Source organism: Stappia sp. ABD4_338 (assembly GCF_056312175.1).
Genome location: NZ_CM149982.1, coordinates 1,415,027 through 1,436,435, shown reverse-complemented (window position 1 = coordinate 1,436,435; position 21,409 = coordinate 1,415,027). Strand labels below are relative to the sequence as shown.

Below are 21,409 nucleotides of genomic sequence, written 5' to 3'. Positions count from 1 at the left end.
AAGATGGCTCTGTCCGCAACAGATCTGAAGCGGGGGGGATCGGCGTCAGCGCTGCTTCTCCCCGCGACGCTGCTGGTGGTCGTGGCGCTCGTCGCGCCGATGCTGACGCTGTTGCGCTACAGCTTCAACGCCTACGACCCCATCATGCTCATGCGCGAGACCTTCACGCTGGAGAACTACGCGCGCTTCTTTACCGAACCCTACTACCACGAGGTCATTCTCACGACACTCGCGGTGGCATTCGGCGCAAGCCTTGGCGCTCTCGTTCTGGGCTTCCCGCTGGCCTATTTCCTGGCTCGCACGAAGAGCCGATACAAAAGCCTCCTGGTCGTCCTCGTGGTGTTCCCGCTTCTGGTGGGCAACGTCGTGCGTGCCGCCGGCTGGATCGCCCTGTTCGGATCCCGTGGCATCCTGAACGTGACCCTGATGAAGCTCGGCCTCATCGAGAGCCCGCTCGAGATCATGTACACCGACTGGGCCGTGGTCATCGGCACGCTGTCGGTCGTCATGCCCTTCATGGTGCTCAGCCTCCAGAGCGTGATCGAGAACGTTGACTTCTCGGTCGTGGACGCCGCCCTCAATCTCGGCGCTACACGCCTCCAGGCCTTCCGACTGGTGTTCCTCCCCCTCGTCATGCCCGGGGTGACCGCCGGCTTCGCACTGATCTTCATTCTCTGCATGAACGCCTATGCGACGCCCTACCTGCTCGGCGGCCCCGGCTACAAGATGATGGCCCCCGCCCTCTACGAGCAGATCTCGGTGCTCTCGAACTGGCCCTTCGGCTCCGCGCTCGCCTTCATCCTCATGGCGACCACCGTCCTGGCAACGCTGTTCGTGACGCGTGTCGCGCGCGGCAAAGCCGCCTGACCTCCTCCCAAACAACAAGAGAAAGAAAGGTCCCCACATGGGTTTCCTGTCCACCGACGTCTTCGAACACCGGCTTTCGGCCCTTCGCGCCGTGATGGCCCGCAAGGGTCTCGACGCCGTCGTTCTGTTTGGCGCGGACTCCGAGTTCTACACCAACTGGATCGTCGACGTTCAGGTGTGGGAGCGCCCCGTGGCTGTGGTCGTTCCCGCCGAGGGCGAGATGTTCGCCGTCCTGCACTCGCTCTCGACCCACCACTTCCGTTTCGCCCGGGAGCGCGGCAGCGCCTGGCTCGCCGACGTGGAATTCTACTACGAGCACCAGCGCGAGGGCGTTCGCCTGTGGAACGAATTCCATGACCATGTGGCCGACCGCCTGCGCGCGCGCGGACTGCACGGGGCCACCTTCGGCCATGACGGCGCGGCCGCGCACATGGCCTCGATCATCACCTCTCTGGGCGGCGGCAAGGCCGTTCCCATGACCCAGGACCTGCGCGACCTGCGACTGGTCAAGACCGACGAGGAGATCGCGCTGATGCGCGAGGCCGCCTCGATCTCCGACTGGTTGCAGGACCGCTATCGCGAGAACATTCGCCCCGGCCGCCTGATCCAGGAGCTGGACATCGAGATGCACCGGCAGGCCGTGGTGGAATCCGCGCGCCGTTTCCCGGAGCAGAACTGCGAATGGCGCATCTACACCCTTCGCGGCGATCATTCCGCCTCCCCGCATGGCAATGGCGCCCAGACCGGGGCGACCATCCAGGAAGGCGACGGGCTGGTGAACATCATCATTCCGCGCCTCAACGGCTGCACCATCGAGAACGAGCGCACGATCTTCTGCGGACGTCCTTCGAAGACCCAGGAAGCGGCCTATGACGCGGCGCTTCAGGCACAGCTTGCCGCCATCGAGGCGATGCGTCCCGGCCTGACCGTCTGCGGCATCGACAATGCCGCCCGCGAGGTGATCGAGGCGCGCGGGTTTGCCGACAACATCATGCACCGCACCGGCCACGGCGTGGGCATGCGCGGCCACGAGTACCCGGCCGATACCGCCTTCAACGCCCGCCTTCTGATGAAGAACGAAGTGTATTCGGCGGAACCCGGCATCTATATCTGGGGTCTGGGAGGATTCCGGCTGGATGACACGATCGTGGTTGCCGACACTCCGGAGGTTCTGACCAAGACCTCCAAGGACATCGGTGTCCAGACGATCCTTTGACACAACAGAGGACGGACGCGGATCCCGGGATCCGCGCCCGCCCCTCACCGGAGCACGATATGACGGGCAGCAGCAGGCCACCTCGACGGACACAGGCGGAAAAATCGGCCGCAATGCGGCTGAAGCTGTGCGAGGCCACGCTGAGCGCACTTGCGGAAGTCGGTTATGAGAAGACCACGACCCAGGAGATCTGCGCGCGCGCGGGCGTCTCGCGGGGGGCGCTCACGCACCAGTTCCCCACCCGCGTCGCGGCACTCGCGGCCGCCTTCGAGCATCTTGTCGAGGAATGGGAGCGGGAGCGCCGCGAGCATGTCGCCTCACTGCCCGAAGGCCAGCCGATCAGCTTCGAGGCCTACACACGTCATCTGTGGCGGGTTGTCTTCGCCTCGCCCAACTACGTCGCGGCACTCGAACTGATGATGGCCGCGCGCATGGACGAGGAACTCGGCGCTGAATTGCGCAAGGTGCTCGAGGACTGGCGCTCGGTGCGTGACTACCTGTCCCTGCAGTTGCTCGGCCGGGAGAACGAGGCGGAAGACCCGAAGGTTCTCACCTTCCTCCACCTGAACCTTTGCATGTTGCGCGGGATCGCGATCCACGGAAGCTTCGACGCCTCGGCCGAGGAGCGCGAACGCCTGCTCGACGCCTGGCTCAGCTTCCTTCAAAGCCGTTCCGACGACATGCCGGGCTATCACCCCAAGACGCTGACGCCACGCTGACGCGGCGCCCTTGTTGCGCCCCAGCGCCGGTACCGGCGCCGGCAGCAGGCCACTGCGTGGGCCGAAAACCTCGCCGACAAACCTACAAGACTCGCTGTAGCGCCCTGCCGCGAAACTCGCGCAGGTCGCCGGCTGCGCAGGCTCGTTCCCACACAGCGAGCACCTTGCTCACCGGCCTCCAGGGGACCTGCCCCTTCGACGATTTCCCGATCCGAAACGAACCGGTCCAGCCAACGGGGCCCGGCGACAGCAATGTGATGGGGAGAAGAGTGGTGGGCGGTGAGAGACTCGAACTCCCGACATCCTCGGTGTAAACGAGGCGCTCTACCAACTGAGCTAACCGCCCTTCGCAATGGCCGTTTTCTAGGCGCACAGCCAGCGCTTGGCAAGGTGTTTCCGCCCTGCCCCGCACGGCTTTCGCACAGCCGCGCCAAAAAGAAACGGCCCTGCCGGAAGACCGACAGGACCGTTTGCAAAGTTCAGGAGGGGAACGCCTATCAGCTGTTCACCGCGTCCTTCAGGCCCTTGCCGGCCTTGAACTTCGGCGTCTTGGACGCCGGAATCTGGATCGTGTCACCGGTGCGCGGGTTGCGGCCCTCGGAGGCAGCGCGCTCGGAGACCGAGAAGTTGCCGAAGCCGATGATGCGGACTTCACCGCCGCCCTTGAGCGTGCCCGTGATCGCGTCGAGGGTCGCATCAACCGCCTCGCCGGCCTGCGCCTTGGTGAGACCGGTCTTCTCCGCGACAGCGGCGATCAGATCGTTTTTGTTCATGGCAGTCCCTTTCCTGGAAACAGCAAGCCCGACGATTCGTGACAGGCTTCGGGGACGGACACTCATGCGATTTCGCCCCCAAGGCAAGCCGAAAAGCGCAGAAATCCGCGATTTCTTGCGGTTTTCGAACGACAAAGGGGCCCTTGCTGCCGCAAGGGCCCCTTTCTTGTGCAAAACCGTTGGATCAGTGCGCGACCGGCTTGGCTTCCTCACCACCCGCGACCACCGCCTTTGCGGCGGCTTCCGCAGCGGCTTCATCCCATTCGATCGGCTCCACCTTGCCCGTGAGCGCCGTCTTGAGCACGTCCTCCATCCGCGAAACCGGGATGATCTCGAGGCCGTTCTTGACGTTGTCCGGGATCTCGGCGAGGTCCTTGGCGTTGTCCTCGGGGATCATCACGGTCTTGATGCCACCGCGAAGCGCGGCAAGGAGCTTCTCCTTCAGGCCGCCAATGGGCAGGACCCGGCCACGCAGGGTGATCTCACCCGTCATCGCCACATCCCTGCGCACCGGAATGCCGGTCATGACCGAGATCACCGCGGTCGCCATCGCGATACCCGCCGACGGACCGTCCTTGGGCGTCGCGCCCTCGGGAACGTGGACGTGAATGTCGCGCTTCTCGAACAGTGGCGGCTCGATGCCGAAGTCGACGGCCCGCGAGCGCACGTAGGACGCGGCCGCGGAGATCGACTCCTTCATCACGTCACGCAGGTTGCCCGTGACCGTCATCTTGCCCTTGCCGGGCATCATGACACCCTCGATGGTGAGCAGTTCGCCGCCCACCTCGGTCCAGGCAAGACCGGTGACCACGCCAACCTGGTCTTCCAGCTCCGCTTCGCCGTAGCGATAGCGCGGAACCCCCAGGAACTCCTCGACGACCGCCTCGTCGACCTTGATGGCCGGCTTCTCGCTCATCAGGATTTCCTTGACCGCCTTGCGCGCAAGGGTCGCGAGCTCGCGCTCGAGATTACGCACGCCCGCCTCGCGGGTGTAGCGGCGGATGACCATGCGAAGCGCCGCATCGTCGACCTCGAACTCGCCCTCACGCAGGCCGTGGTCCTTCTCCGCCTTCGGCAGCAGGTGCCGACGCGCGATCTCGACCTTCTCGTCCTCCGTGTAGCCGGCGATGCGGATGATCTCCATCCGGTCCATCAGCGGCGCGGGGATATTGAGCGTGTTGGCCGTGGTCACGAACATCACGTCCGAAAGATCGTATTCGATCTCCAGGTAGTGATCCATGAACGAGCCGTTCTGCTCCGGATCCAGCACCTCGAGCAGGGCCGAGGACGGGTCGCCACGGAAGTCCATGCCCATCTTGTCGATCTCGTCGAGCAGGAAGAGCGGGTTGGACTTCTTCGCCTTCTTCATCGACTGGATGACCTTGCCGGGCATCGAACCGATGTAGGTGCGGCGGTGACCGCGGATCTCGGCCTCGTCGCGAACGCCGCCAAGCGACATGCGCACGAACTCACGCCCCGTCGCCTTGGCGATGGACTTGCCGAGCGAGGTCTTGCCGACACCGGGAGGGCCGACGAGGCACAGGATCGGCCCCTTCAGCTTGTTGGCCCGGCTCTGCACCGCGAGATACTCGACGATGCGCTCCTTGACCTTCTCCAGCCCGTAGTGGTCGAAGTCGAGCACTTCCTGGGCGTGCTTGAGGTCGTGCTTGACCTTGCCCTTCTTGCCCCACGGGATGCCGAGCAGCCAGTCCAGATAGTTGCGCACGACCGTAGCCTCGGCCGACATCGGGCTCATCTGCTTGAGCTTCCTGAGCTCGGCATTGGCCTTCTCGCGCGCTTCCTTGGAGAGCTTGGTCTTGGTGATCCGCTCCTCGAGCTCCGCGAGCTCGTCGCGGCCTTCCTCGCCGTCGCCAAGCTCCTTCTGGATCGCCTTCATCTGCTCGTTGAGATAGTACTCGCGCTGGGTCTTCTCCATCTGCCGCTTGACGCGGGAGCGGATTCGCTTTTCCACCTGCAGCACGGAGATTTCGCTCTCCATCAGGCCGAGCACACGCTCAAGCCGCCCGGCCACCGAGGTGATCGCCAGGATGTCCTGCTTCTCGGGGATCTTGACCGCCAGATGCGAGGCGATCGTGTCCGCGAGCTTGGAGTGATCGTCGATCTGTCCGATCGCGCCGAGGACCTCCGGAGAGACCTTCTTGTTGAGTTTCACGTAGTTCTCGAACTCGGAAACCACGGAGCGCGAGAGCGCCTCGATCTCGACCGCGTCGCCCTCTTCCTCGGGAAGCATCTCGGCTTCGGCCTCGAACAGGTCGGAACGGTCGGTGAAGCGGGAAATGCGCGCACGTCCGCCGCCCTCGACCAGCACCTTCACGGTGTTGTCGGGGAGCTTGAGGAGCTGCAGCACGGTCGCGAGCGTGCCGACCTCGTAGATGTCGTCCGTCGAAGGCTCGTCGTCGGAGGCGTTCTTCTGCGTCGCGAGCAGGATCTGCTTGTCGGCGCTGAGCACCTCCTCAAGCGCGCGGATCGACTTCTCGCGGCCGACAAAGAGCGGCACGATCATGTGCGGGAAGACGACGATGTCGCGCAAGGGCAACACGGGGTAGAGCGTACCCTCGCCCTTGGGCCGCGCGTCGAAATCAGTCATGGGCTGTCCTTTCCTTGCGAACCCGCCGCCCCGGTGGAAGTGGCAGACACGGACGGGCGCATTGGTGGCAGCGGTGACGGAAAGCGCAATGTGCCGCGCCTGCGGCTGTTGCACCTAGCGTCAGGCCGACGTTCGACGCCCCGTTTCCTGGGCACGGCGACCGTCGCCCCGCTTGCCTGTTGTTCCAATAGGTGGAGTCCTGTCCGCACGGTGTCAAGACGCGCAGACGAACCCACGGCCCGTCGTTTCCAGAGACTACGCCCAATCGCCGCGATTCGCGTGAAAATCCACCCGCAGGGTTAGCGAATGGAACGAAAACCGGGGATTTCGCCGCCTTGTTTCCTTGCCGGCGAAGCAACCACCAATTTTCGCGGCTTCCCTGTGAAGGAAGGGCCCGAAACGAAACCGGCTCCGCGCGCGAATATGCGTGCGGAGCCGGAAAACGTGTTCCTGGCGCCCGGGCGGGCGTCCGGAATATCAGGCCGAGGTCGCGGAGGTCTCCTCGCCACGGTCCTCGTAGATGTAGAGCGGGCGCGCCTCGCCGGTCACCACCTCTGCGGAGATGACCACTTCCTTGACGCCCTTCAGGCCCGGCAGCTCGTACATGGTGTCGAGCAGGATCGACTCCAGGATGGAGCGCAGGCCACGCGCGCCGGTCTTGCGCTCGATGGCCTTCCGCGCGATCGCCTTGAGCGCCTCCTCGTGGAAGGTGAGCTCGACCGTCTCCATCTCGAACAGGCGCTGGTACTGCTTGACCAGTGCGTTCTTCGGAGCGGTGAGGATCTCCACGAGAGCTTCCTCATCGAGATCGCCAAGCGTGGCGATCACAGGCAGACGGCCGACGAACTCGGGGATCAGGCCGAACTTCAGCAGATCCTCCGGCTCCAGCTCCTCGAACAGCTCGCCGGTGGCGCGATCCTCGGGAGCCTCGACATTCGCCTTGAAGCCGATGGACGTCTTGCGGCCACGCTCGGAGATGATCTTCTCCAGGCCGGCGAAGGCACCGCCACAGATGAACAGGATGTTGGTCGTGTCCACCTGCAGGAACTCCTGCTGGGGATGCTTGCGGCCACCCTGCGGGGGCACGCTGGCAACCGTGCCTTCCATGATCTTCAGAAGCGCCTGCTGCACACCTTCGCCCGAGACGTCGCGCGTGATCGACGGGTTGTCGGCCTTGCGGCTGATCTTGTCGACCTCATCGATGTAGACGATGCCGCGCTGCGCGCGCTCGACGTTGTAGTCGGCCGACTGCAGCAGCTTGAGGATGATGTTCTCGACGTCCTCGCCCACATAGCCGGCTTCCGTCAGCGTGGTCGCGTCGGCCATGGTGAAGGGCACATCGAGAATACGCGCCAGGGTCTGGGCGAGAAGCGTCTTGCCGCAACCCGTCGGACCGACGAGGAGGATGTTCGACTTCGCCAACTCGACGTCGTTGCTCTTCGACGCGTGGTTCAGCCGCTTGTAGTGATTGTGCACCGCCACGGAGAGCACCTTCTTGGCACTGCCCTGGCCGATCACATAGTCGTCGAGGACCGCACGGATCTCCTGCGGCGTCGGGATGCCGTCCCGCGACTTCACCAGCGAGGACTTGTTCTCCTCGCGGATAATGTCCATGCACAGCTCGACGCATTCATCGCAGATAAACACGGTCGGGCCGGCGATCAACTTCCGCACTTCGTGCTGGCTTTTGCCGCAGAAAGAGCAGTACAGCGTATTTTTCGAATCGCCGCCGCTGGCCTTGGTCATCAGGAAAACCCCGCGTGGTTCGGAAGTTCAAGAGCCTTCCGGTCTGTCTTTTCAAGGAAAACGCCGTTGCGTCTCCCTTGCGTCCGGGTGCCGGGCGAGCAACTCGCCCGAGGCTGATCCGGAAATGTCACCATGCTTCCACCGCAAAAATCAATATAGGTTTAAGGCAGAGGCAAGGCAGTGTCTTGTCATGACGGGCGCAAACGCCGGCCGGGGCCGGCGCGGCGCTGTCGTCACTTGCCGCCCGAAGCACCCGCAAGCGAGTTGCGGTCGGCGATCACTTCGTCGATCAGGCCGAAATCGCGAGCCGTATCGGCGGTCATGAAATTGTCGCGCTCCAGAGCCGCTTCGACCTGGTCGAGCGTCTGGCCCGTGTGCTTCACGTAGATATCGTTCAGCCGCTTCTTCAGCTTCAGGATCTCCTGGGCGTGCAGCATGATGTCCGCCGCCTGGCCACGGAAGCCGCCCGAGGGCTGATGCACCATGACGCGGGCATTCGGCAGCGCGAAACGCGAGCCCTTGGCACCGGCGGCGAGAAGCAGCGACCCCATGGACGCGGCCTGACCGATGCACAGCGTCGCCACTTCCGGGCGAATGAACTGCATCGTGTCATAGATCGCCAGGCCCGAGGTCACCAGACCGCCGGGCGAGTTGATGTAGATCGAGATCTCCTTGGTCGGGTTCTCGGCCTCGAGATAGAGCAACTGCGCGCAGACGAGCGTCGCGAGATGATCCTCGATCGGGCCCGTCAGGAAGATGATGCGTTCCTTCAGAAGCCGGGAATAAATGTCATAGGCACGTTCTCCCCGGTTCGTCTGCTCGACGACCATCGGAACGAGGGAGTTGACGGCGAAATCGACTGGATCCTTCATGCCTCGTCCATGCTTTGGAGGTTCGTCCCCCGACCGTCGGGACCGGCGTCACTGCACCGGACATGCTTTCGATCGGGACCGGACGGTCTCTGTCTGGTCTTCTTGAGTCGAAAAAAGCGACACCCATTCATAAGGGATGTCGCCTCTTTTCGAAAGATAGGCACCTGACGGGCTCAGGCAAGGGTTAAAGCCCAATTATGCCACCGGGATCCCCCGTTGCATTGCGCAAGGGCCCCGGAAGACGATCAGGGGGCGAACCTGCCGCCCCCGTCCCGTGCTTGTCAGACCGAGGCCTCGTCGGCCTCATCCTCGGCCATCAGCTCTTCCTTGGAGACCGTCTTGTCGGTCACGTTGGCGAGCTCGAGGATGTAGTCGACGACCTTCTCCTCGTAGACCGGAGCCTGAAGGCTGGCCAGTGCCTGCGGGTTGTTGCGGTAGAAGTCGAAGACTTCCTTTTCCTGCCCCGGGAACTGGCGGATGCGCTCATAAAGCGCCTTCTGCACCTCGTCGTCGCTCACCTTGATCTGGTTCTGCTCGCCGACCTCGGAAAGCACCAGACCAAGACGCACGCGACGCTCGGCAATCTTGCGGTATTCCGCCTTCGCCTCGTCCTCGGTGGTCTCCTCGTCCTCGAAGGTCTTGCCCGCGTTGGCGAGATCCTGCTCGACCTGGCGCCACACGCCCTCGAACTCGGAATCGACAAGACGCTCGGGCAGGTCGAACTGGTAGACCTCGTCCAGCTTGTCGAGAAGCTGGCGCTTGACCTTCTGGCGGGTCATGGAGCCGAAACGGCTCTCGATCTGGCCGCGCACGATCTCCTTGAGCTTGTCGAGGCCCTCGAGACCGAGGCCCTTGGCGAACTCGTCGTCGATCTTCACCTCGCCCGGAGCCTGGATTTCCTTGACGACGATGTCGAAGGTGACCGGCTTGCCGGCAAGATGCTTGGCCGGGTAGTCCTCGGGGAAGGAAACCTCGATCACCTTCTCGTCACCGGCCTTGAGACCGACAAGCTGCTCCTCGAAGCCCGGAATGAAGGTCTTCGAGCCGATGACAAGCTGGCCGTTCTCGTCGGCGCCGCCCTCGAAGGGCTCGCCGTCGAGCTTGCCGAGATAGCTCATGAGAACGCGGTCGCCCTCGACGGCCTTGCCGTCCTTGGTCTCGAACGGCTTGTTGTTCTCGGCGATCTGCTGGATCTGCTCGTCGACTTCCGCCTCGTCGATCTCGACGACCGGGCGCTCGATCTCGACCGTCTTGAAGTCGATGACCTCGAACTCGGGCAGGAGGTCGTAGCTCATGGTGAAGGCGAGATCGGCCTCACCGTTCAGGATGCGCTCCGCCTCGCCCTCGGGCAGATCGATCTCCGGCTGCAGCGCCGGCTTCTCGTTGCGCTCCTCAACGGCCTTGCGCGTGCTCTCGGTGAGCATCTCGTTGAGGATCTCGGCTGTCGCCTGGCGGCCGTAGAGGCGCTTGAGATGCCCCGCCGGCACCTTGCCCGGGCGGAATCCCTTGATGTTCACCTTGCCCTTGAGGTCTTCAAGATAGGCATCAAGGCGGCTAGCAAGCTCAGACGCCGGAATGACGACTTTCAGTTCGCGTTTCAGCCCCTCGGCCAGCGTTTCGGTTACCTGCATGGTCGTGTGCTTCGTCCTAGATCGAGAACGTCTTTCCGACAGCTCGTGTGATTGTGATGCCCGCTTTGCAGCGAAGGCCCCGGTGCGCGCCCGCTTGAAACTGCCCGCGACAATTAAGCGGGGGCCAGGGCAGGCTCTCGCGTGGTGCGGGCGGAGGGACTTGAACCCCCACGGCTTGCGCCACCAGAACCTAAATCTGGCGTGTCTACCAGTTCCACCACGCCCGCGACGTGCGGAAGTGCCCCAAAGCCAAGGCGCGGCCTCTATACCATTCCGTCTGGTGGGGTCAAAGAAAAATCCGGGGATTTGCCCGGCCCATCGACAGGCAATGCCGATGCGTCCGGCACGGCAAGTGGAGCCATGTTTCCCGCCCGCGTCTCAAGCGCCCTCTCCCGCCACATCCACCTGCGCGGCAAGCAGGCGCTCCATAGCCGGCTTCAGAGCACCCGGCAGGTCCTCCGCCGTCAGCGCGACGCCCGCGACAGCTCCCGCCTCGCCGTGAAGCCACACTCCCATCGCCGCTGCCGCGAACGGCTCGACCGCCTGCGCACCCAGTCCGGCGATCGTTCCGGCCAGGACATCGCCCGAGCCCGCCGTCGCAAGCCAGGCGGAGGCGTTGACATTGATCGCGGCACGCCCGTCCGGCGCGGCAATCACCGTGTCTGCCCCCTTCAGGACGATCACCGCACCGCTCCGGCGCGCCGCCGCCCGGGCGCGCTCCACCTTGGAGCCGTCCGACTCGCCAAGATCGGGAAACAGCCGGGCGAACTCGCCCGCGTGCGGGGTGAGGATGGCATTTGCGCCCGCCCCGGAAATTGCATCGAACAAAACCTGCGGGTCCGGCGAAAACGACGTGATCGCATCCGCATCGAGCACGACCGTGCCGCCGCGCGGCCCCAACCGGGACAGACCACGAAGACTGAACGCCGCCGTCCGCTCCCCCACCCCGGCCCCGGGACCAAGAACGAGAGAAGTGACACGACCGTCGGAAAGCAGGTCGTCGAACGCGGTTTCGTCCCTGACCGGACGGAGCATCACCGCCGTCAGATGCGCGGCGTTCACAAGAGCCGCCGACGGAGGGCTCGCCACGGTGACGAGCCCCGCCCCGACCCGGAGCGCGGAGGCCGCCGCAAGCCGGGCCGCGCCGGTGGCAAGCGCGGGACCGGACAGAACGACCGCATGGCCGCGCGCATATTTATGTGTCTCCGCTCCCGGTGCCCGCCAGGCATCCCGCCACAGGTCCGGTCCGTTGCGCCAGAGGCGGATCGCGGTCGCATCGCCTTCGCGAATCCGGTCGATGGCATCGCCCCTTATGCCGATGTCGGCAATTTCCAGCCGGCCCGCGTGAGACCTGCCCGGCATCAGATAATGTCCGGGCTTGGCACGAAAGAAGGTAACCGTGTCGGTGGCCCGGATCGCAACGGCCTCGCCCTCCGCGTTGGCCAGGGGCAGGCCGCTCGCGCCGCTGACACCGGAAGGCAGATCCACCGCGACGACGGGCAGCCCGCTCTCGTTGACCTGGCGAACCGCCTCCGCCGCAACACCGCCGAGCCCCCGGTCCAGTCCCGCGCCGAACAAGGCATCAACCACGAGAGATGCCCGCGACAGTCCAGCGCCGAGCACTTCCCCGGACAGGGGGGGCGCACCGATTCCGGCAGCCTCCATCGCCTCGGCGGCGCCGGCGGCATCGCCCTTCAGCCGAGCCCTGTCGCCCAACAGCAGCACCTCGACCGGATGGCCGCGCTGACGCAGCAGCCGGGCGGCCACGAAACCGTCGCCTCCATTGTTGCCGGGACCCGCGAGAACAAGCACCGGATCGCCGGGGCGAACCAGTCGACAACAAGCATCGGCGACGGAACGCCCCGCCGCCTCCATGAGTGTGAGGCCAGCGACACCGCCCGCAATCGTCAGCCGGTCGGCCTCGCCCATTTCCGAGGGCGTGAGCAACTCGTTCACGCGCCAGCCTCCCCCGCATGATCGTCGGCACCGGCAATGACCACGGCCTGCGGCTCGGAAAGCTCAACGAGATTGCCGTCGGGATCGCGTATGTAGACCGAACGCAACGGCGAGCACGCACCCGTGCGCGTCACCGGCCCTTCCTCGATCTCCACACCGGCTTCGCGAAGCCTGTCGATGACATCCTCGAGGCTTTCGACAATAAAGCAGAGGTCGCCGGAGCCCGGCGTCGGCTTGCGTGCCGCCGGCTGGAACTCCGCGCCGGCCGTGTGCAGGTTGATCTTCTGGCTACCGAAGGACAGTGCACGGCGTCCGCCGCCGAAGACGATCTCCTCCATGCCCAGGATCCCATGATAGAAGGCCACCGTCCTGTCCGGATCGGCAACGGTCAGAACCAGATGATCGAGGCTGAGTATCCGCATCTCGCGCTCCCCCTTCGCTGCGCCGCACCGCGGGCGATACAATCTCGCCACGTTCGCCCGGCAGCGCTTTCCTCGCAAGCGTGTAGCCACTTTGTGGGCACATCGCCGCAAAGACGGGCATGAACGTCGTTCCATCGTGAGGATGCGCCATTTGCGCCTCGAAGGCACCTCTCTCAAACGCCGCATCTCGTGAACACGCCTCACCACGATTCCCGACCCGAGGCGCCGCTTTTGTGATTACTTTCTATTCACATTGCCCATAAAATAGGCTTCATCTTTGGCAACCCCGCGTGGCGCATCGTGTTACACCTCCCGAATTGCCCGATTTGCAGGCTGATTTTTCGGCAAGCGGAGTTGGCACGGCACATGCTAATCATCGGGTATCGCAGGCCCGCAACGGCCGGCATTTCGAAACCGAACGACGCGAAGTGGCGGAGGCGATGAAGAAGATCGAGGCGATTATCAAGCCGTTCAAGCTCGACGAGGTCAAGGAAGCCCTTCAGGACGTCGGCCTGCAGGGCATCACCGTGACCGAGGCGAAGGGCTTTGGCCGGCAGAAGGGTCACACCGAGCTGTATCGCGGCGCGGAATATGTGGTCGACTTCCTGCCGAAGGTGAAGGTCGAGATCGTTCTTCCCGACGAGCTTGTCGAGAAGGCCGTGGACGCCATCCGCAACGCCGCCCAGACGGGCCGCATCGGTGACGGCAAGATCTTCGTTTCCACCGTCGAGGAAGCGGTCCGCATCCGCACCGGCGAGACAGGAAACGACGCGATCTGACGACCGCAGATCCCCGGAGCCGGCCCGAGGCGGCCGCTCCGGCAATTCCCAACCAACCGAACTTTGTGAGACAGGGAAGAAATACATGACGACGCCCAGCGAGATCCTGAAGGAAATCAAGGACAAGGACATCAAGTTCGTCGACCTGCGGTTCACCGACCCGCGCGGCAAGATGCAGCACGTCACCATGGACGCCGGTCTGGTCGACGAGGACATGTTCGCCGAGGGCGTCGCGTTCGACGGCTCCTCGATCGCGGGCTGGAAGGCGATCAACGAGTCCGACATGATGCTCGTTCTCGACTGCGAGACGGCCCACGTGGATCCGTTCTTCGCTCAGTCGACGATCTCCATCCTCTGCGACGTGATCGACCCGATCTCCGGCGAGGCCTACAGCCGTGACCCGCGCACGACCGCCAAGAAGGCCGAGGCCTACATGAAGTCGCTCGGCATCGGCGACACCGTGTTCGTCGGTCCGGAAGCGGAGTTCTTCATCTTCGACGACGTCCGCTTCTCGGCAGAGCCCTACAACACCGGCTTCAAGATCGACAGCGGCGAGCTGCCGACCAATCTCGACACCGAGTACGAGATGGGCAACATGGGCCACCGTCCGCGCACCAAGGGCGGCTACTTCCCGGTGCCGCCGATCGACAGCGCCCAGGACATGCGCTCCGAGATGCTGACGGTCCTCACCGAGATGGGCGTCACCGTCGAGAAGCACCACCACGAGGTGGCTGCCGCCCAGCACGAGCTCGGCATCAAGTTCGACACGCTGACCCGCAATGCCGACAAGATGCAGATCTACAAGTACGTCGTGCATCAGGTCGCCCATGCCTACGGCAAGACCGCGACGTTCATGCCGAAGCCGGTGTTCGGCGACAACGGCACGGGCATGCACGTTCACCAGTCGATCTGGAAGGACGGCAAGCCGGTCTTCGCCGGCAACCAGTACGCGGATCTTTCCGAGACCTGCCTGTACTACATCGGCGGCATCCTGAAGCACGCCAAGGCGCTCAACGCCTTCACCAACCCGTCGACCAACTCCTACAAGCGTCTGGTCCCGGGCTATGAGGCTCCGGTTCTGCTGGCCTATTCGTCGCGCAACCGCTCGGCGTCCTGCCGCATTCCGTTCTCGACCTCGCCGAAGGCGAAGCGCGTCGAGGTTCGTTTCCCGGATCCGTCCGCGAACCCGTACCTCGCCTTCGCGGCCCTGCTCATGGCCGGCCTCGACGGCATCAAGAACAAGATCCATCCCGGCGACGCGATGGACAAGAACCTCTACGACCTGCCGCCGGAGGAGCTGAAGGACATCCCGACCGTGTCCGCTTCGCTGCGTGAGGCGCTCGAGAGCCTTGATGCCGACCGTGACTTCCTGAAGGCCGGCGGCGTCATGGACGATGACCAGATCGACGCCTACATCGAGCTGAAGATGGAAGAGAACATGCGGTACGAGATGACGCCGCATCCGGTCGAGTACGACCTGTACTACTCCGTCTGATGCCAGGTCGCCGGGCCCCTCGCGGTCCGGCCTCCGGAGAAAGACACGAAGCCCCCGGCGATCTCTCGCCGGGGGCTTTTTTGTCGGGCGCCCTTTCCACCGCCCCGCACGGCGGCTATGAGAGGCCAATTGCATCCGGGCGGGAGATCACCCTTGGCAAAGGCCGTCGTTCTCGGCGGGTACGGGCTTATCGGTTCCGCCTGCATGCGCGCGCTTGAGGCTGCGGGCTTTTCGGTCACCGGTGTCGGCCGTTCACATGCAGCCGCCAGCCGCCTCGCGCCGGACGCTGACTGGATCATCGCCGACATCACACGCCTCGACGGCCAGGCGTGGCTAGAGGTGCTTCGCGACGCCGAGGTCGTCGTCAATGCGGCCGGCGCGCTGCAGGACGGTGGGCGTGACGATCTCGTCGCGATACACGAACGGGCGGTCGCGACACTCGTGGACGCCATGGAGCGGTCCCCCTCGCATCCACGCCTCGTACAGATCTCCGCCGCCGGCGTGCGCGACGATGCCCCAACCGACTTTTTCCGCACCAAGGCCCGAGGCGACGCCATTGTCCGCGCCTCCCCGATCGACTGGGTGATCCTGCGTCCGACCCTGGTGATCGCCCCGGCCGCCTATGGTGGAACCGCCCTGCTCAGGGCGGCCGCGAGCCTGCCCTTCGTGCTGCCGCGCGTGTTGGCCGACGCACCGGTTCAGACCGTCTTCGTGGACGATCTCACCGCCGCCGTCGTGAAAGCCGCCAAGAGAGACATTCCTGCCAAAACGGTCGCCGACATCACCGAGGCCCGATCACGCAGCTTTCTTGACACGTTGAAGATGACACGGCGCTGGCTGGGTCATCCGCCCGCACCTATCGAGATGCCGGTGCCCGCGCCTCTCCTGCGCCTGTGCTGCGATGTCGCGGATCTCGCCGGCCGGCTTGGCTGGCGGTCTCCGCTTCGAAGCAACGCGGTCCGGGCACTGGAAGACGGCATCGGCGGCGACCCGTCGGCCTGGACGAGCGCGGGCGGCAATGCCTGCCGTCCGCTTGAGGCAACATTCAAGGCGTTGCCCGCAACCGTACAGGAACGCTGGTACGCTCGTCTCTTCCTCCTGTTCCCGCTGATGATCGTGCTCTTGTCGCTGTTCTGGACCGCATCCGGCGTGATCGGCTTCCTGCAACTGGAAACCGCACGGGACATCCTCACGGACAGGGGCATGGACACCGCCCTCGCCCGGGCGGCGGTGATCGCCGGCGGCATTGCCGACATTGTCCTCGGTCTCGCCGTTCTGTGGCGGCCCGGTGTCCGCGCGGCGTGTCTGGGCATGATCGCCGTGTCGCTGGCCTATCTCGCCGGAGGCACCCTCTTTGCGCCCGACCTCTGGGCGGATCCGCTCGGCCCGCTGGTCAAGGTGCTGCCCGCAGCCGGCCTCGCCCTCGTCACTCTCAGCCTCGCCGACGACCGATGACCTATTTCCTGCTGCTTTTCCTGCATGTGATCGGCGCGACGGTCCTGCTCGGCACCGGGGCGGGAATCGCCTTCTTCATGGTGATCTCGAACCGAAGCCGGGATCCGGCGCTGATCGCCCATGTGGCCGGGATCGTCGTGCTCGCCGACACGCTCTTCACCGCGACCGCCGCCATCGCGCAGCCCGTGACGGGCTATCTGCTCGCGCGCGAAGTGGGCTGGTCGCTCGGCGAGGGCTGGATTGCCCTGTCACTGGCGCTCTATGTGTTCGTCGGAATGTTCTGGCTCCCGGTCGTGTGGATCCAGATCCGCTTGCGCCAGCTTGCGGCCGCCGCCCGGGACGGGAACCAACCGCTGCCCGAGGCTTATCACAGGCTCTACAGGATGTGGTTCGTCTGCGGTTTCCCGGCCTTCGGCGCGGTTCTCGCGATTGTCTGGCTGATGCTCACCAAGCCGCAGCTCTGACGGCCATCCGATACAGAAGCGGCCGGCACGGACACCGGCCGCTCCCACTCCCCTTCACACCAGCGCCAGAACCCGGCTCGGGCCGCCGGTCGCGCCCCTGATCTTCGGCGCGCCGACCACGATCGTCGCGCCTGTTGCCGGCACCTCGTCCAGATTGGCCAGGCACTCGATGCCCCAGCGGCCCGACGGTAGCCAGGTGTAGTGCACATCGAAACCTTTCGAGGCGCCGGGATCGAGCGACAGCGTGTCGACCGCAATGCCGACCACGCCCTTTTCCATCATGTAGAGACAGGCCTCCTTCGAAAATCCGGGAAAGTGCATCGCACCGTCCGCATCCGCGTTTCGGAATTTCTTCTCGGCAACATACGCGCCCCAGCCCGAGTTCATGGCGACACAGCCACCTTCGGGCAGTGCTCCGTTCGCCGCCTCGAAGGCCTTCAGGTCCTCCACCGACACCTGATAGTCCGCGTCATCCGCGGCCTGCTGCTTCACATCCACGACAACGAGCGGAACCACCAGTTGGTCCAGAGCCAGTTCGTCCGCGCTCGCTCCGTCGGCGGAGAAATGCAGCGGCGCGTCGAGGTGGGTTCCCGTGTGCTCGGCCAGATGCCATGTGAACATGTTGAAGCCGTCCTTGGAAAACTCCGCGGTGCGCTCCATCTCGAGCTGCGGCTTGCCGAAGAAGGTCGGAAAATCCTCCATGAGCGCATGGGTGAGATCGACCGCCCGGTCGAACGAGGCAGGCGCGGCGCGGGCCGCACGCGGCGGCGGAAAGGCCGTGAAGGCGGCCGTGCCCGCCGTGACCCCGGCAAGCCCCTTGAGCAGGCCGCGACGGCTGAGCCGGCGCGCGACGGTTTCCTGACATCCTGGAACGCACATGGTTTTCCCCTCCGGCTTGTGTGTGCGAGACCTGCATCCTAGGCTTGTCCCGCCTCGCACCGCAATTGCCGCGAACCGCTTCAGGGCAGGTGCGAAAAATCTCCGCGGACCGTTGCCGTGGTGCCCTTGCGCGCGACACGCTTTCCCGCCATTGATCCCGCCATGTTGCAGATCACAGACCTTACCTACCGAATTGCCGGGCGCACGCTGCTCGACCGCGCCAGCGTCACTCTTCCCGCCGGCGCCAAGACCGGATTCGTCGGCCGCAACGGCACCGGCAAGTCGACGCTGTTCCGCCTCATCACGGGCGAAAGCGCGCCGGAGAGCGGCGAGATCCGCCTGCCGAAGAACCTGCGCATCGGCCAGGTCGCGCAGGAAGCGCCGGGGACCGAGGAAACGCTCCTTGAGGTGGTCCTGGCCGCCGACACCGAGCGCGCCCGGCTGATGGCGGAAGCCGAAACCGCGAGCGACCCGACCCGCATCGCCGAGATCCACACCCGCCTTGCCGACATCGACGCCCATTCGGCGGAAGCGCGCGCCGCGCGCATTCTCGCCGGCCTCGGCTTCGACACGGCTGCGCAGGCACGCCCCTGCTCCGCCTTTTCCGGTGGCTGGAGGATGCGTGTCGCGCTTGCCGCGGTGCTGTTTTCCGAGCCCGACCTGCTGCTTCTCGACGAGCCGACCAACTACCTCGACCTCGAGGGCACGCTGTGGCTTGAGAACTACGTCGCGCGCTACCCGCATCAGGTCCTGCTGATCAGCCACGACCGCGACCTGCTCAACAAGGCGGTGGACAGCATCGTTCACCTCGACCAGCTCAAGCTCACCTTCTATCGCGGCGGCTTCGACAGCTTCGACCGCCAGCGCCGCGAGGCCATGCAGCTTCAGGAAAAGGCGCGCGAGAAGCAGGACGCCCAGCGCAAGCACATGCAGGCGTTCGTGGACCGCTTCCGCGCCAAGGCGACGAAAGCCCGCCAGGCCCAGTCCCGCCTCAAGATGCTGGAAAGGATGGAGCCGATTTCGGCAGTGGTCGACAGCGAGAGCCCGCCGATCTCCTTCCCCGAACCGGAGGGCAGGCTGGCCCCGCCGATCATCCGCCTCGACGATGTGTCCGTGGGATACGGTGAGCGCACGGTGCTGTCGCGCCTTGCGCTCAACATCGACAACGACGACCGCATCGCGCTTCTGGGCGCGAACGGCAACGGCAAGTCCACCTTCGCCAAGCTGATCGCGGGCCGCCTTGCCCCCTCCTCCGGCGGCATTACCCGCGCGCCCAAGCTCAAGGTCGCCTTCTTCGCCCAGCATCAGCTCGACGACCTGGTTCCCGCCGACAGTCCGGTTGCCCATGTGCGCAAGCTCATGCCCGAGGCGCCGGAAGCAAAGGTGCGTGCCCGGGTCGCCCGCTTCGGCCTGTCGACCAGTCGCATGGACACCGCCGCGCAGGATCTCTCGGGTGGCGAGAAGGCGCGCCTTCTTCTGGGCCTTGCCACCTTCGACGGTCCTCATCTTCTCATCCTCGACGAGCCGACCAACCACCTCGACATCGACAGCCGGGAAGCCCTTATGCAGGCGGTCAATGCCTTCGAGGGTGCCGTGATCCTCATCTCGCACGACCGGCATCTGGTCGAGGCCTGCGCCGATCGCCTGTGGCTGGTCGCCGACGGCGGGGTGCGCGCCTTCGACGGCGACATGGAGGACTATCGCAAGCTCATCCTGAAACGCGAGCGCGGCGAGAAGACCGAGCACGGCGCGACGGAAGCTCAGGGTGAGGAGCCGGCGGAACCCGAGGACACCCGCACCGCGCAGGAGAAGCGGCGCGAGGCGGCGGAAAAGCGTGCCCGCCTTGCTCCGCTGCGCAAGGAGATCAAGGACGCCGAGGCCGAGATGTCCCGCATCACGCAGAAGATGGAGCGCGTGGACGAGGTGCTTTCCGATCCCGACCTCTTCACGCGTGAACCCGAGCGCGCGGCGAAATACGTGCGCGAGCGTGCCCACCTTGAAAAGAAGCTGGTTCGCACGGAAGAGCTCTGGCTGGAACTCTCGGCGGAGCTGGAGGGAACGTGAGCACCAGCCTCACCACCATCGGCTTCGACGCTGACGACACGCTCTGGCACAATGAGCACTTCTTCCGCCTGACCGAGGCGCGCTTCGCCGAACTGCTCGCCGACTGGTGCGAGAAGGACAATCTGGTGGAACGCCTGCTCGACGCGGAGCGGCGCAACCTCGCGCTCTATGGCTACGGCATCAAGGGCTTCATTCTCTCGATGATCGAAACGGCGGTCGAGGTGAGCGACGGTCGCGCCCCGTCCAGCGTTCTGGGCGCCATCCTCGAGGCCGGGCGCGAGATGCTGTCCCATCCGGTGGATGCGCTGCCCCACGTGAACGAGACGCTCGAGGCGCTGTCGGGTGACTTCCGGCTGGTGCTCATCACCAAAGGCGACTTCTTCGACCAGGAGCGCAAGATCGCGGAATCGGGCCTGGCGGAGCGCTTCGACGCCATCGAGATCGTTCACGAGAAGACGAGCGGAACCTACGAAACGCTGTTCGCGCGCCATGGCGATGGCGCGGCGCGCGCGGCGATGGTCGGCAACTCCCTGAAGTCCGACATTCTTCCCGCGCTTCAGGCGGGGAGCCACGCCGTGCATGTCCCCTACGAGATCACTTGGGAACTGGAACGGGCGGAGGAGCCGGACGGGCACGAGAGGTTCCACCGGCTCGCAGATCTCTCAGGCCTGCCCGCTCTCCTTGCCCGTCTTCGCGATGGGGCCACATCCTAGACGGCCGCCCCGAAAAGTGCGCCGGCGGCGGAGGTGACGGCAAGCGCCAGTGCGCCCCACACCGTGACCCGCAAAGCCCCCCTTGCCGCATTGGCACCACCCGCCCGGGCACCAAGGGCTCCCAGGATCGCGAGAAAAAAGAGCGTCGAGACGACGATCGCAGGCAGCAGCATGGCGGTCGGGCTTGCCAGCACCACAATCAGCGGCGAGGCCGCTCCCACCGCGAAGGTGACCGCGGACGTCAGCGCCGCCTGCAGCGGCCGCGCGGTGGTAATGTCCGTGATGCCCAGTTCCTCGCGCGCATGAGCGCCAAGCGCATCAGCCGCTGTCAGTTCGCGCGCCACGGCTTCGGCCGTCTGCCGCGACACACCGCGCGCCTCGTAGAAGCCGGTGAGCTCCTCCAGTTCGCCTTCGGGATCCTCTTCCAGCTCGCGCCGCTCCAGCGCCAGGTCCGCCTTTTCCGTATCGGCCTGCGAGGAGACGGAAACGAACTCCCCCGTGGCCATCGACATGGCTCCGGCCAGAAGTCCGGCGAAACCCGCGATCAGGACGTCGGAGGTCGTGGCCTGGGCTGCGGCGACGCCGGCGACGAGGCTGGCGGTCGAGAGAAGCCCGTCATTGGCGCCCAGAACGGCGGCGCGAAGCCAGCCGATCCGTTCGACGCTGTGAAACTCGGGATGGGATACCGCGCGCGCGGCCATGTTTTGTCACTCCTCTACGGTCGCGGCCTCCGAGACCGCGAGAAGGCAA

Annotated in this window: 18 protein-coding genes and 2 tRNA genes; 9 read left to right on the top strand and 11 right to left on the bottom strand. The window is 65.1% G+C overall.

Annotated elements, in window-relative coordinates; all coding sequences use genetic code 11:
* Positions 1-3: 3 nt before the first annotated feature.
* The 3 genes from ACYX4S_RS06615 (at position 4) to ACYX4S_RS06605 (ending at position 2,802) form a co-directional block, all read left to right on the top strand.
* The gene (locus tag ACYX4S_RS06615) at positions 4-867 is read left to right on the top strand and encodes an ABC transporter permease (RefSeq protein ID WP_476362312.1); all 864 of its coding nucleotides are present in this window, start codon (positions 4-6) and stop codon (positions 865-867) included.
* 37 nt (positions 868-904) lie between these two features.
* A complete protein-coding gene (locus ACYX4S_RS06610; protein WP_476362311.1) occupies positions 905-2,083 on the top strand; it encodes a M24 family metallopeptidase in 1,179 nt (392 codons plus the stop codon).
* Positions 2,084-2,196: 113 nt separating this feature from the next.
* Complete coding sequence (locus ACYX4S_RS06605) at positions 2,197-2,802, top strand: TetR/AcrR family transcriptional regulator (RefSeq protein WP_476362310.1); 606 nt, start codon at positions 2,197-2,199, stop codon at positions 2,800-2,802.
* 270 nt (positions 2,803-3,072) lie between these two features.
* On the opposite strand, the gene ACYX4S_RS06600 is transcribed toward ACYX4S_RS06605, so the two are convergent.
* The 9 genes from ACYX4S_RS06600 to ACYX4S_RS06560 form a co-directional block, all read right to left on the bottom strand.
* Positions 3,073-3,148, bottom strand: a tRNA-Val gene (locus ACYX4S_RS06600).
* 151 nt (positions 3,149-3,299) lie between these two features.
* Complete coding sequence (locus ACYX4S_RS06595) at positions 3,300-3,575, bottom strand: HU family DNA-binding protein (RefSeq protein WP_293718609.1); 276 nt, start codon at positions 3,573-3,575, stop codon at positions 3,300-3,302.
* 184 nt (positions 3,576-3,759) lie between these two features.
* The gene (gene lon, locus ACYX4S_RS06590) at positions 3,760-6,183 is read right to left on the bottom strand and encodes an endopeptidase La (protein WP_293718607.1); all 2,424 of its coding nucleotides are present in this window, start codon (positions 6,181-6,183) and stop codon (positions 3,760-3,762) included.
* Between the two features lie 477 nt (positions 6,184-6,660).
* Positions 6,661-7,929: an ATP-dependent Clp protease ATP-binding subunit ClpX gene (gene clpX, locus ACYX4S_RS06585; RefSeq protein WP_293718605.1), complete on the bottom strand. Its 1,269-nt coding sequence runs from the start codon at positions 7,927-7,929 to the stop codon at positions 6,661-6,663.
* A gap of 233 nt (positions 7,930-8,162) precedes the next feature.
* On the bottom strand, positions 8,163-8,801 hold the full coding sequence (gene clpP, locus ACYX4S_RS06580) for an ATP-dependent Clp endopeptidase proteolytic subunit ClpP (protein ID WP_476362309.1): 639 nt from the start codon (positions 8,799-8,801) through the stop codon (positions 8,163-8,165).
* Between the two features lie 281 nt (positions 8,802-9,082).
* Positions 9,083-10,432 (bottom strand): trigger factor, encoded by a 1,350-nt coding sequence (tig, locus tag ACYX4S_RS06575; protein WP_422069010.1) that lies wholly within the window; start codon positions 10,430-10,432, stop codon positions 9,083-9,085.
* A gap of 142 nt (positions 10,433-10,574) precedes the next feature.
* Positions 10,575-10,659 (bottom strand) — tRNA-Leu (locus ACYX4S_RS06570).
* Positions 10,660-10,810: 151 nt separating this feature from the next.
* Positions 10,811-12,388, bottom strand: coding sequence for an NAD(P)H-hydrate dehydratase (locus tag ACYX4S_RS06565; protein ID WP_476362308.1), 1,578 nt, complete (start codon positions 12,386-12,388; stop codon positions 10,811-10,813).
* Positions 12,385-12,810 (bottom strand): VOC family protein, encoded by a 426-nt coding sequence (locus ACYX4S_RS06560; protein ID WP_476362307.1) that lies wholly within the window; start codon positions 12,808-12,810, stop codon positions 12,385-12,387. The genes ACYX4S_RS06565 and ACYX4S_RS06560 overlap by 4 nt, the downstream gene beginning before the upstream one ends.
* A 440-nt stretch (positions 12,811-13,250) precedes the next feature.
* Between ACYX4S_RS06560 and ACYX4S_RS06555 the strand changes: the two genes are divergently transcribed.
* From ACYX4S_RS06555 to ACYX4S_RS06540, 4 genes are all read left to right on the top strand, one after another.
* On the top strand, positions 13,251-13,589 hold the full coding sequence (locus ACYX4S_RS06555) for a P-II family nitrogen regulator (protein WP_293718596.1): 339 nt from the start codon (positions 13,251-13,253) through the stop codon (positions 13,587-13,589).
* A gap of 85 nt (positions 13,590-13,674) precedes the next feature.
* Positions 13,675-15,084 carry a type I glutamate--ammonia ligase gene (glnA, locus tag ACYX4S_RS06550; protein WP_293718594.1) on the top strand — a complete coding sequence of 470 codons (1,410 nt, stop codon included), beginning with the start codon at positions 13,675-13,677 and terminating at the stop codon, positions 15,082-15,084.
* Positions 15,085-15,237: 153 nt separating this feature from the next.
* Positions 15,238-16,539 (top strand): SDR family oxidoreductase, encoded by a 1,302-nt coding sequence (locus ACYX4S_RS06545; RefSeq protein ID WP_476362306.1) that lies wholly within the window; start codon positions 15,238-15,240, stop codon positions 16,537-16,539.
* A complete protein-coding gene (locus ACYX4S_RS06540) occupies positions 16,536-17,003 on the top strand; it encodes a DUF2269 family protein (protein ID WP_476362305.1) in 468 nt (155 codons plus the stop codon). The genes ACYX4S_RS06545 and ACYX4S_RS06540 overlap by 4 nt, the downstream gene beginning before the upstream one ends.
* Positions 17,004-17,057: 54 nt before the next feature.
* On the opposite strand, the gene ACYX4S_RS06535 is transcribed toward ACYX4S_RS06540, so the two are convergent.
* Positions 17,058-17,882 (bottom strand): cyclase family protein, encoded by an 825-nt coding sequence (locus tag ACYX4S_RS06535; RefSeq protein ID WP_476362304.1) that lies wholly within the window; start codon positions 17,880-17,882, stop codon positions 17,058-17,060.
* 162 nt (positions 17,883-18,044) lie between these two features.
* Between ACYX4S_RS06535 and ACYX4S_RS06530 the strand changes: the two genes are divergently transcribed.
* Entirely contained in the window at positions 18,045-19,946 is a 1,902-nt protein-coding gene (locus ACYX4S_RS06530; RefSeq protein WP_476362303.1) for an ABC-F family ATP-binding cassette domain-containing protein, read from the top strand.
* Positions 19,943-20,659: an HAD family hydrolase gene (locus tag ACYX4S_RS06525; RefSeq protein WP_476362302.1), complete on the top strand. Its 717-nt coding sequence runs from the start codon at positions 19,943-19,945 to the stop codon at positions 20,657-20,659. Before ACYX4S_RS06530 ends, ACYX4S_RS06525 begins: the two co-directional genes overlap by 4 nt.
* On the opposite strand, the gene ACYX4S_RS06520 is transcribed toward ACYX4S_RS06525, so the two are convergent.
* On the bottom strand, positions 20,656-21,360 hold the full coding sequence (locus ACYX4S_RS06520) for a VIT1/CCC1 transporter family protein (protein ID WP_293718582.1): 705 nt from the start codon (positions 21,358-21,360) through the stop codon (positions 20,656-20,658). The genes ACYX4S_RS06525 and ACYX4S_RS06520 overlap by 4 nt on opposite strands.
* Between the last annotated feature and the right edge of the window lie 49 nt (positions 21,361-21,409).

What these genes read in the sequence shown, in the direction of transcription:
- ACYX4S_RS06615 (WP_476362312.1), top strand. Translation starts at nt 4, where the DNA reads ATGGCTCTGTCCGCAACAGATCTGAAGCGGGGGGGATCGGCGTCAGCG.
- ACYX4S_RS06610 (WP_476362311.1), top strand. Translation starts at nt 905, where the DNA reads ATGGGTTTCCTGTCCACCGACGTCTTCGAACACCGGCTTTCGGCCCTT.
- ACYX4S_RS06605 (WP_476362310.1), top strand. Translation starts at nt 2,197, where the DNA reads ATGCGGCTGAAGCTGTGCGAGGCCACGCTGAGCGCACTTGCGGAAGTC.
- ACYX4S_RS06595 (WP_293718609.1), bottom strand. Translation starts at nt 3,575, where the DNA reads ATGAACAAAAACGATCTGATCGCCGCTGTCGCGGAGAAGACCGGTCTC.
- lon (WP_293718607.1), bottom strand. Translation starts at nt 6,183, where the DNA reads ATGACTGATTTCGACGCGCGGCCCAAGGGCGAGGGTACGCTCTACCCC.
- clpX (WP_293718605.1), bottom strand. Translation starts at nt 7,929, where the DNA reads ATGACCAAGGCCAGCGGCGGCGATTCGAAAAATACGCTGTACTGCTCT.
- clpP (WP_476362309.1), bottom strand. Translation starts at nt 8,801, where the DNA reads ATGAAGGATCCAGTCGATTTCGCCGTCAACTCCCTCGTTCCGATGGTC.
- tig (WP_422069010.1), bottom strand. Translation starts at nt 10,432, where the DNA reads ATGCAGGTAACCGAAACGCTGGCCGAGGGGCTGAAACGCGAACTGAAA.
- ACYX4S_RS06560 (WP_476362307.1), bottom strand. Translation starts at nt 12,810, where the DNA reads ATGCGGATACTCAGCCTCGATCATCTGGTTCTGACCGTTGCCGATCCG.
- ACYX4S_RS06555 (WP_293718596.1), top strand. Translation starts at nt 13,251, where the DNA reads ATGAAGAAGATCGAGGCGATTATCAAGCCGTTCAAGCTCGACGAGGTC.
- glnA (WP_293718594.1), top strand. Translation starts at nt 13,675, where the DNA reads ATGACGACGCCCAGCGAGATCCTGAAGGAAATCAAGGACAAGGACATC.
- ACYX4S_RS06540 (WP_476362305.1), top strand. Translation starts at nt 16,536, where the DNA reads ATGACCTATTTCCTGCTGCTTTTCCTGCATGTGATCGGCGCGACGGTC.
- ACYX4S_RS06535 (WP_476362304.1), bottom strand. Translation starts at nt 17,882, where the DNA reads ATGTGCGTTCCAGGATGTCAGGAAACCGTCGCGCGCCGGCTCAGCCGT.
- ACYX4S_RS06530 (WP_476362303.1), top strand. Translation starts at nt 18,045, where the DNA reads ATGTTGCAGATCACAGACCTTACCTACCGAATTGCCGGGCGCACGCTG.
- ACYX4S_RS06520 (WP_293718582.1), bottom strand. Translation starts at nt 21,360, where the DNA reads ATGGCCGCGCGCGCGGTATCCCATCCCGAGTTTCACAGCGTCGAACGG.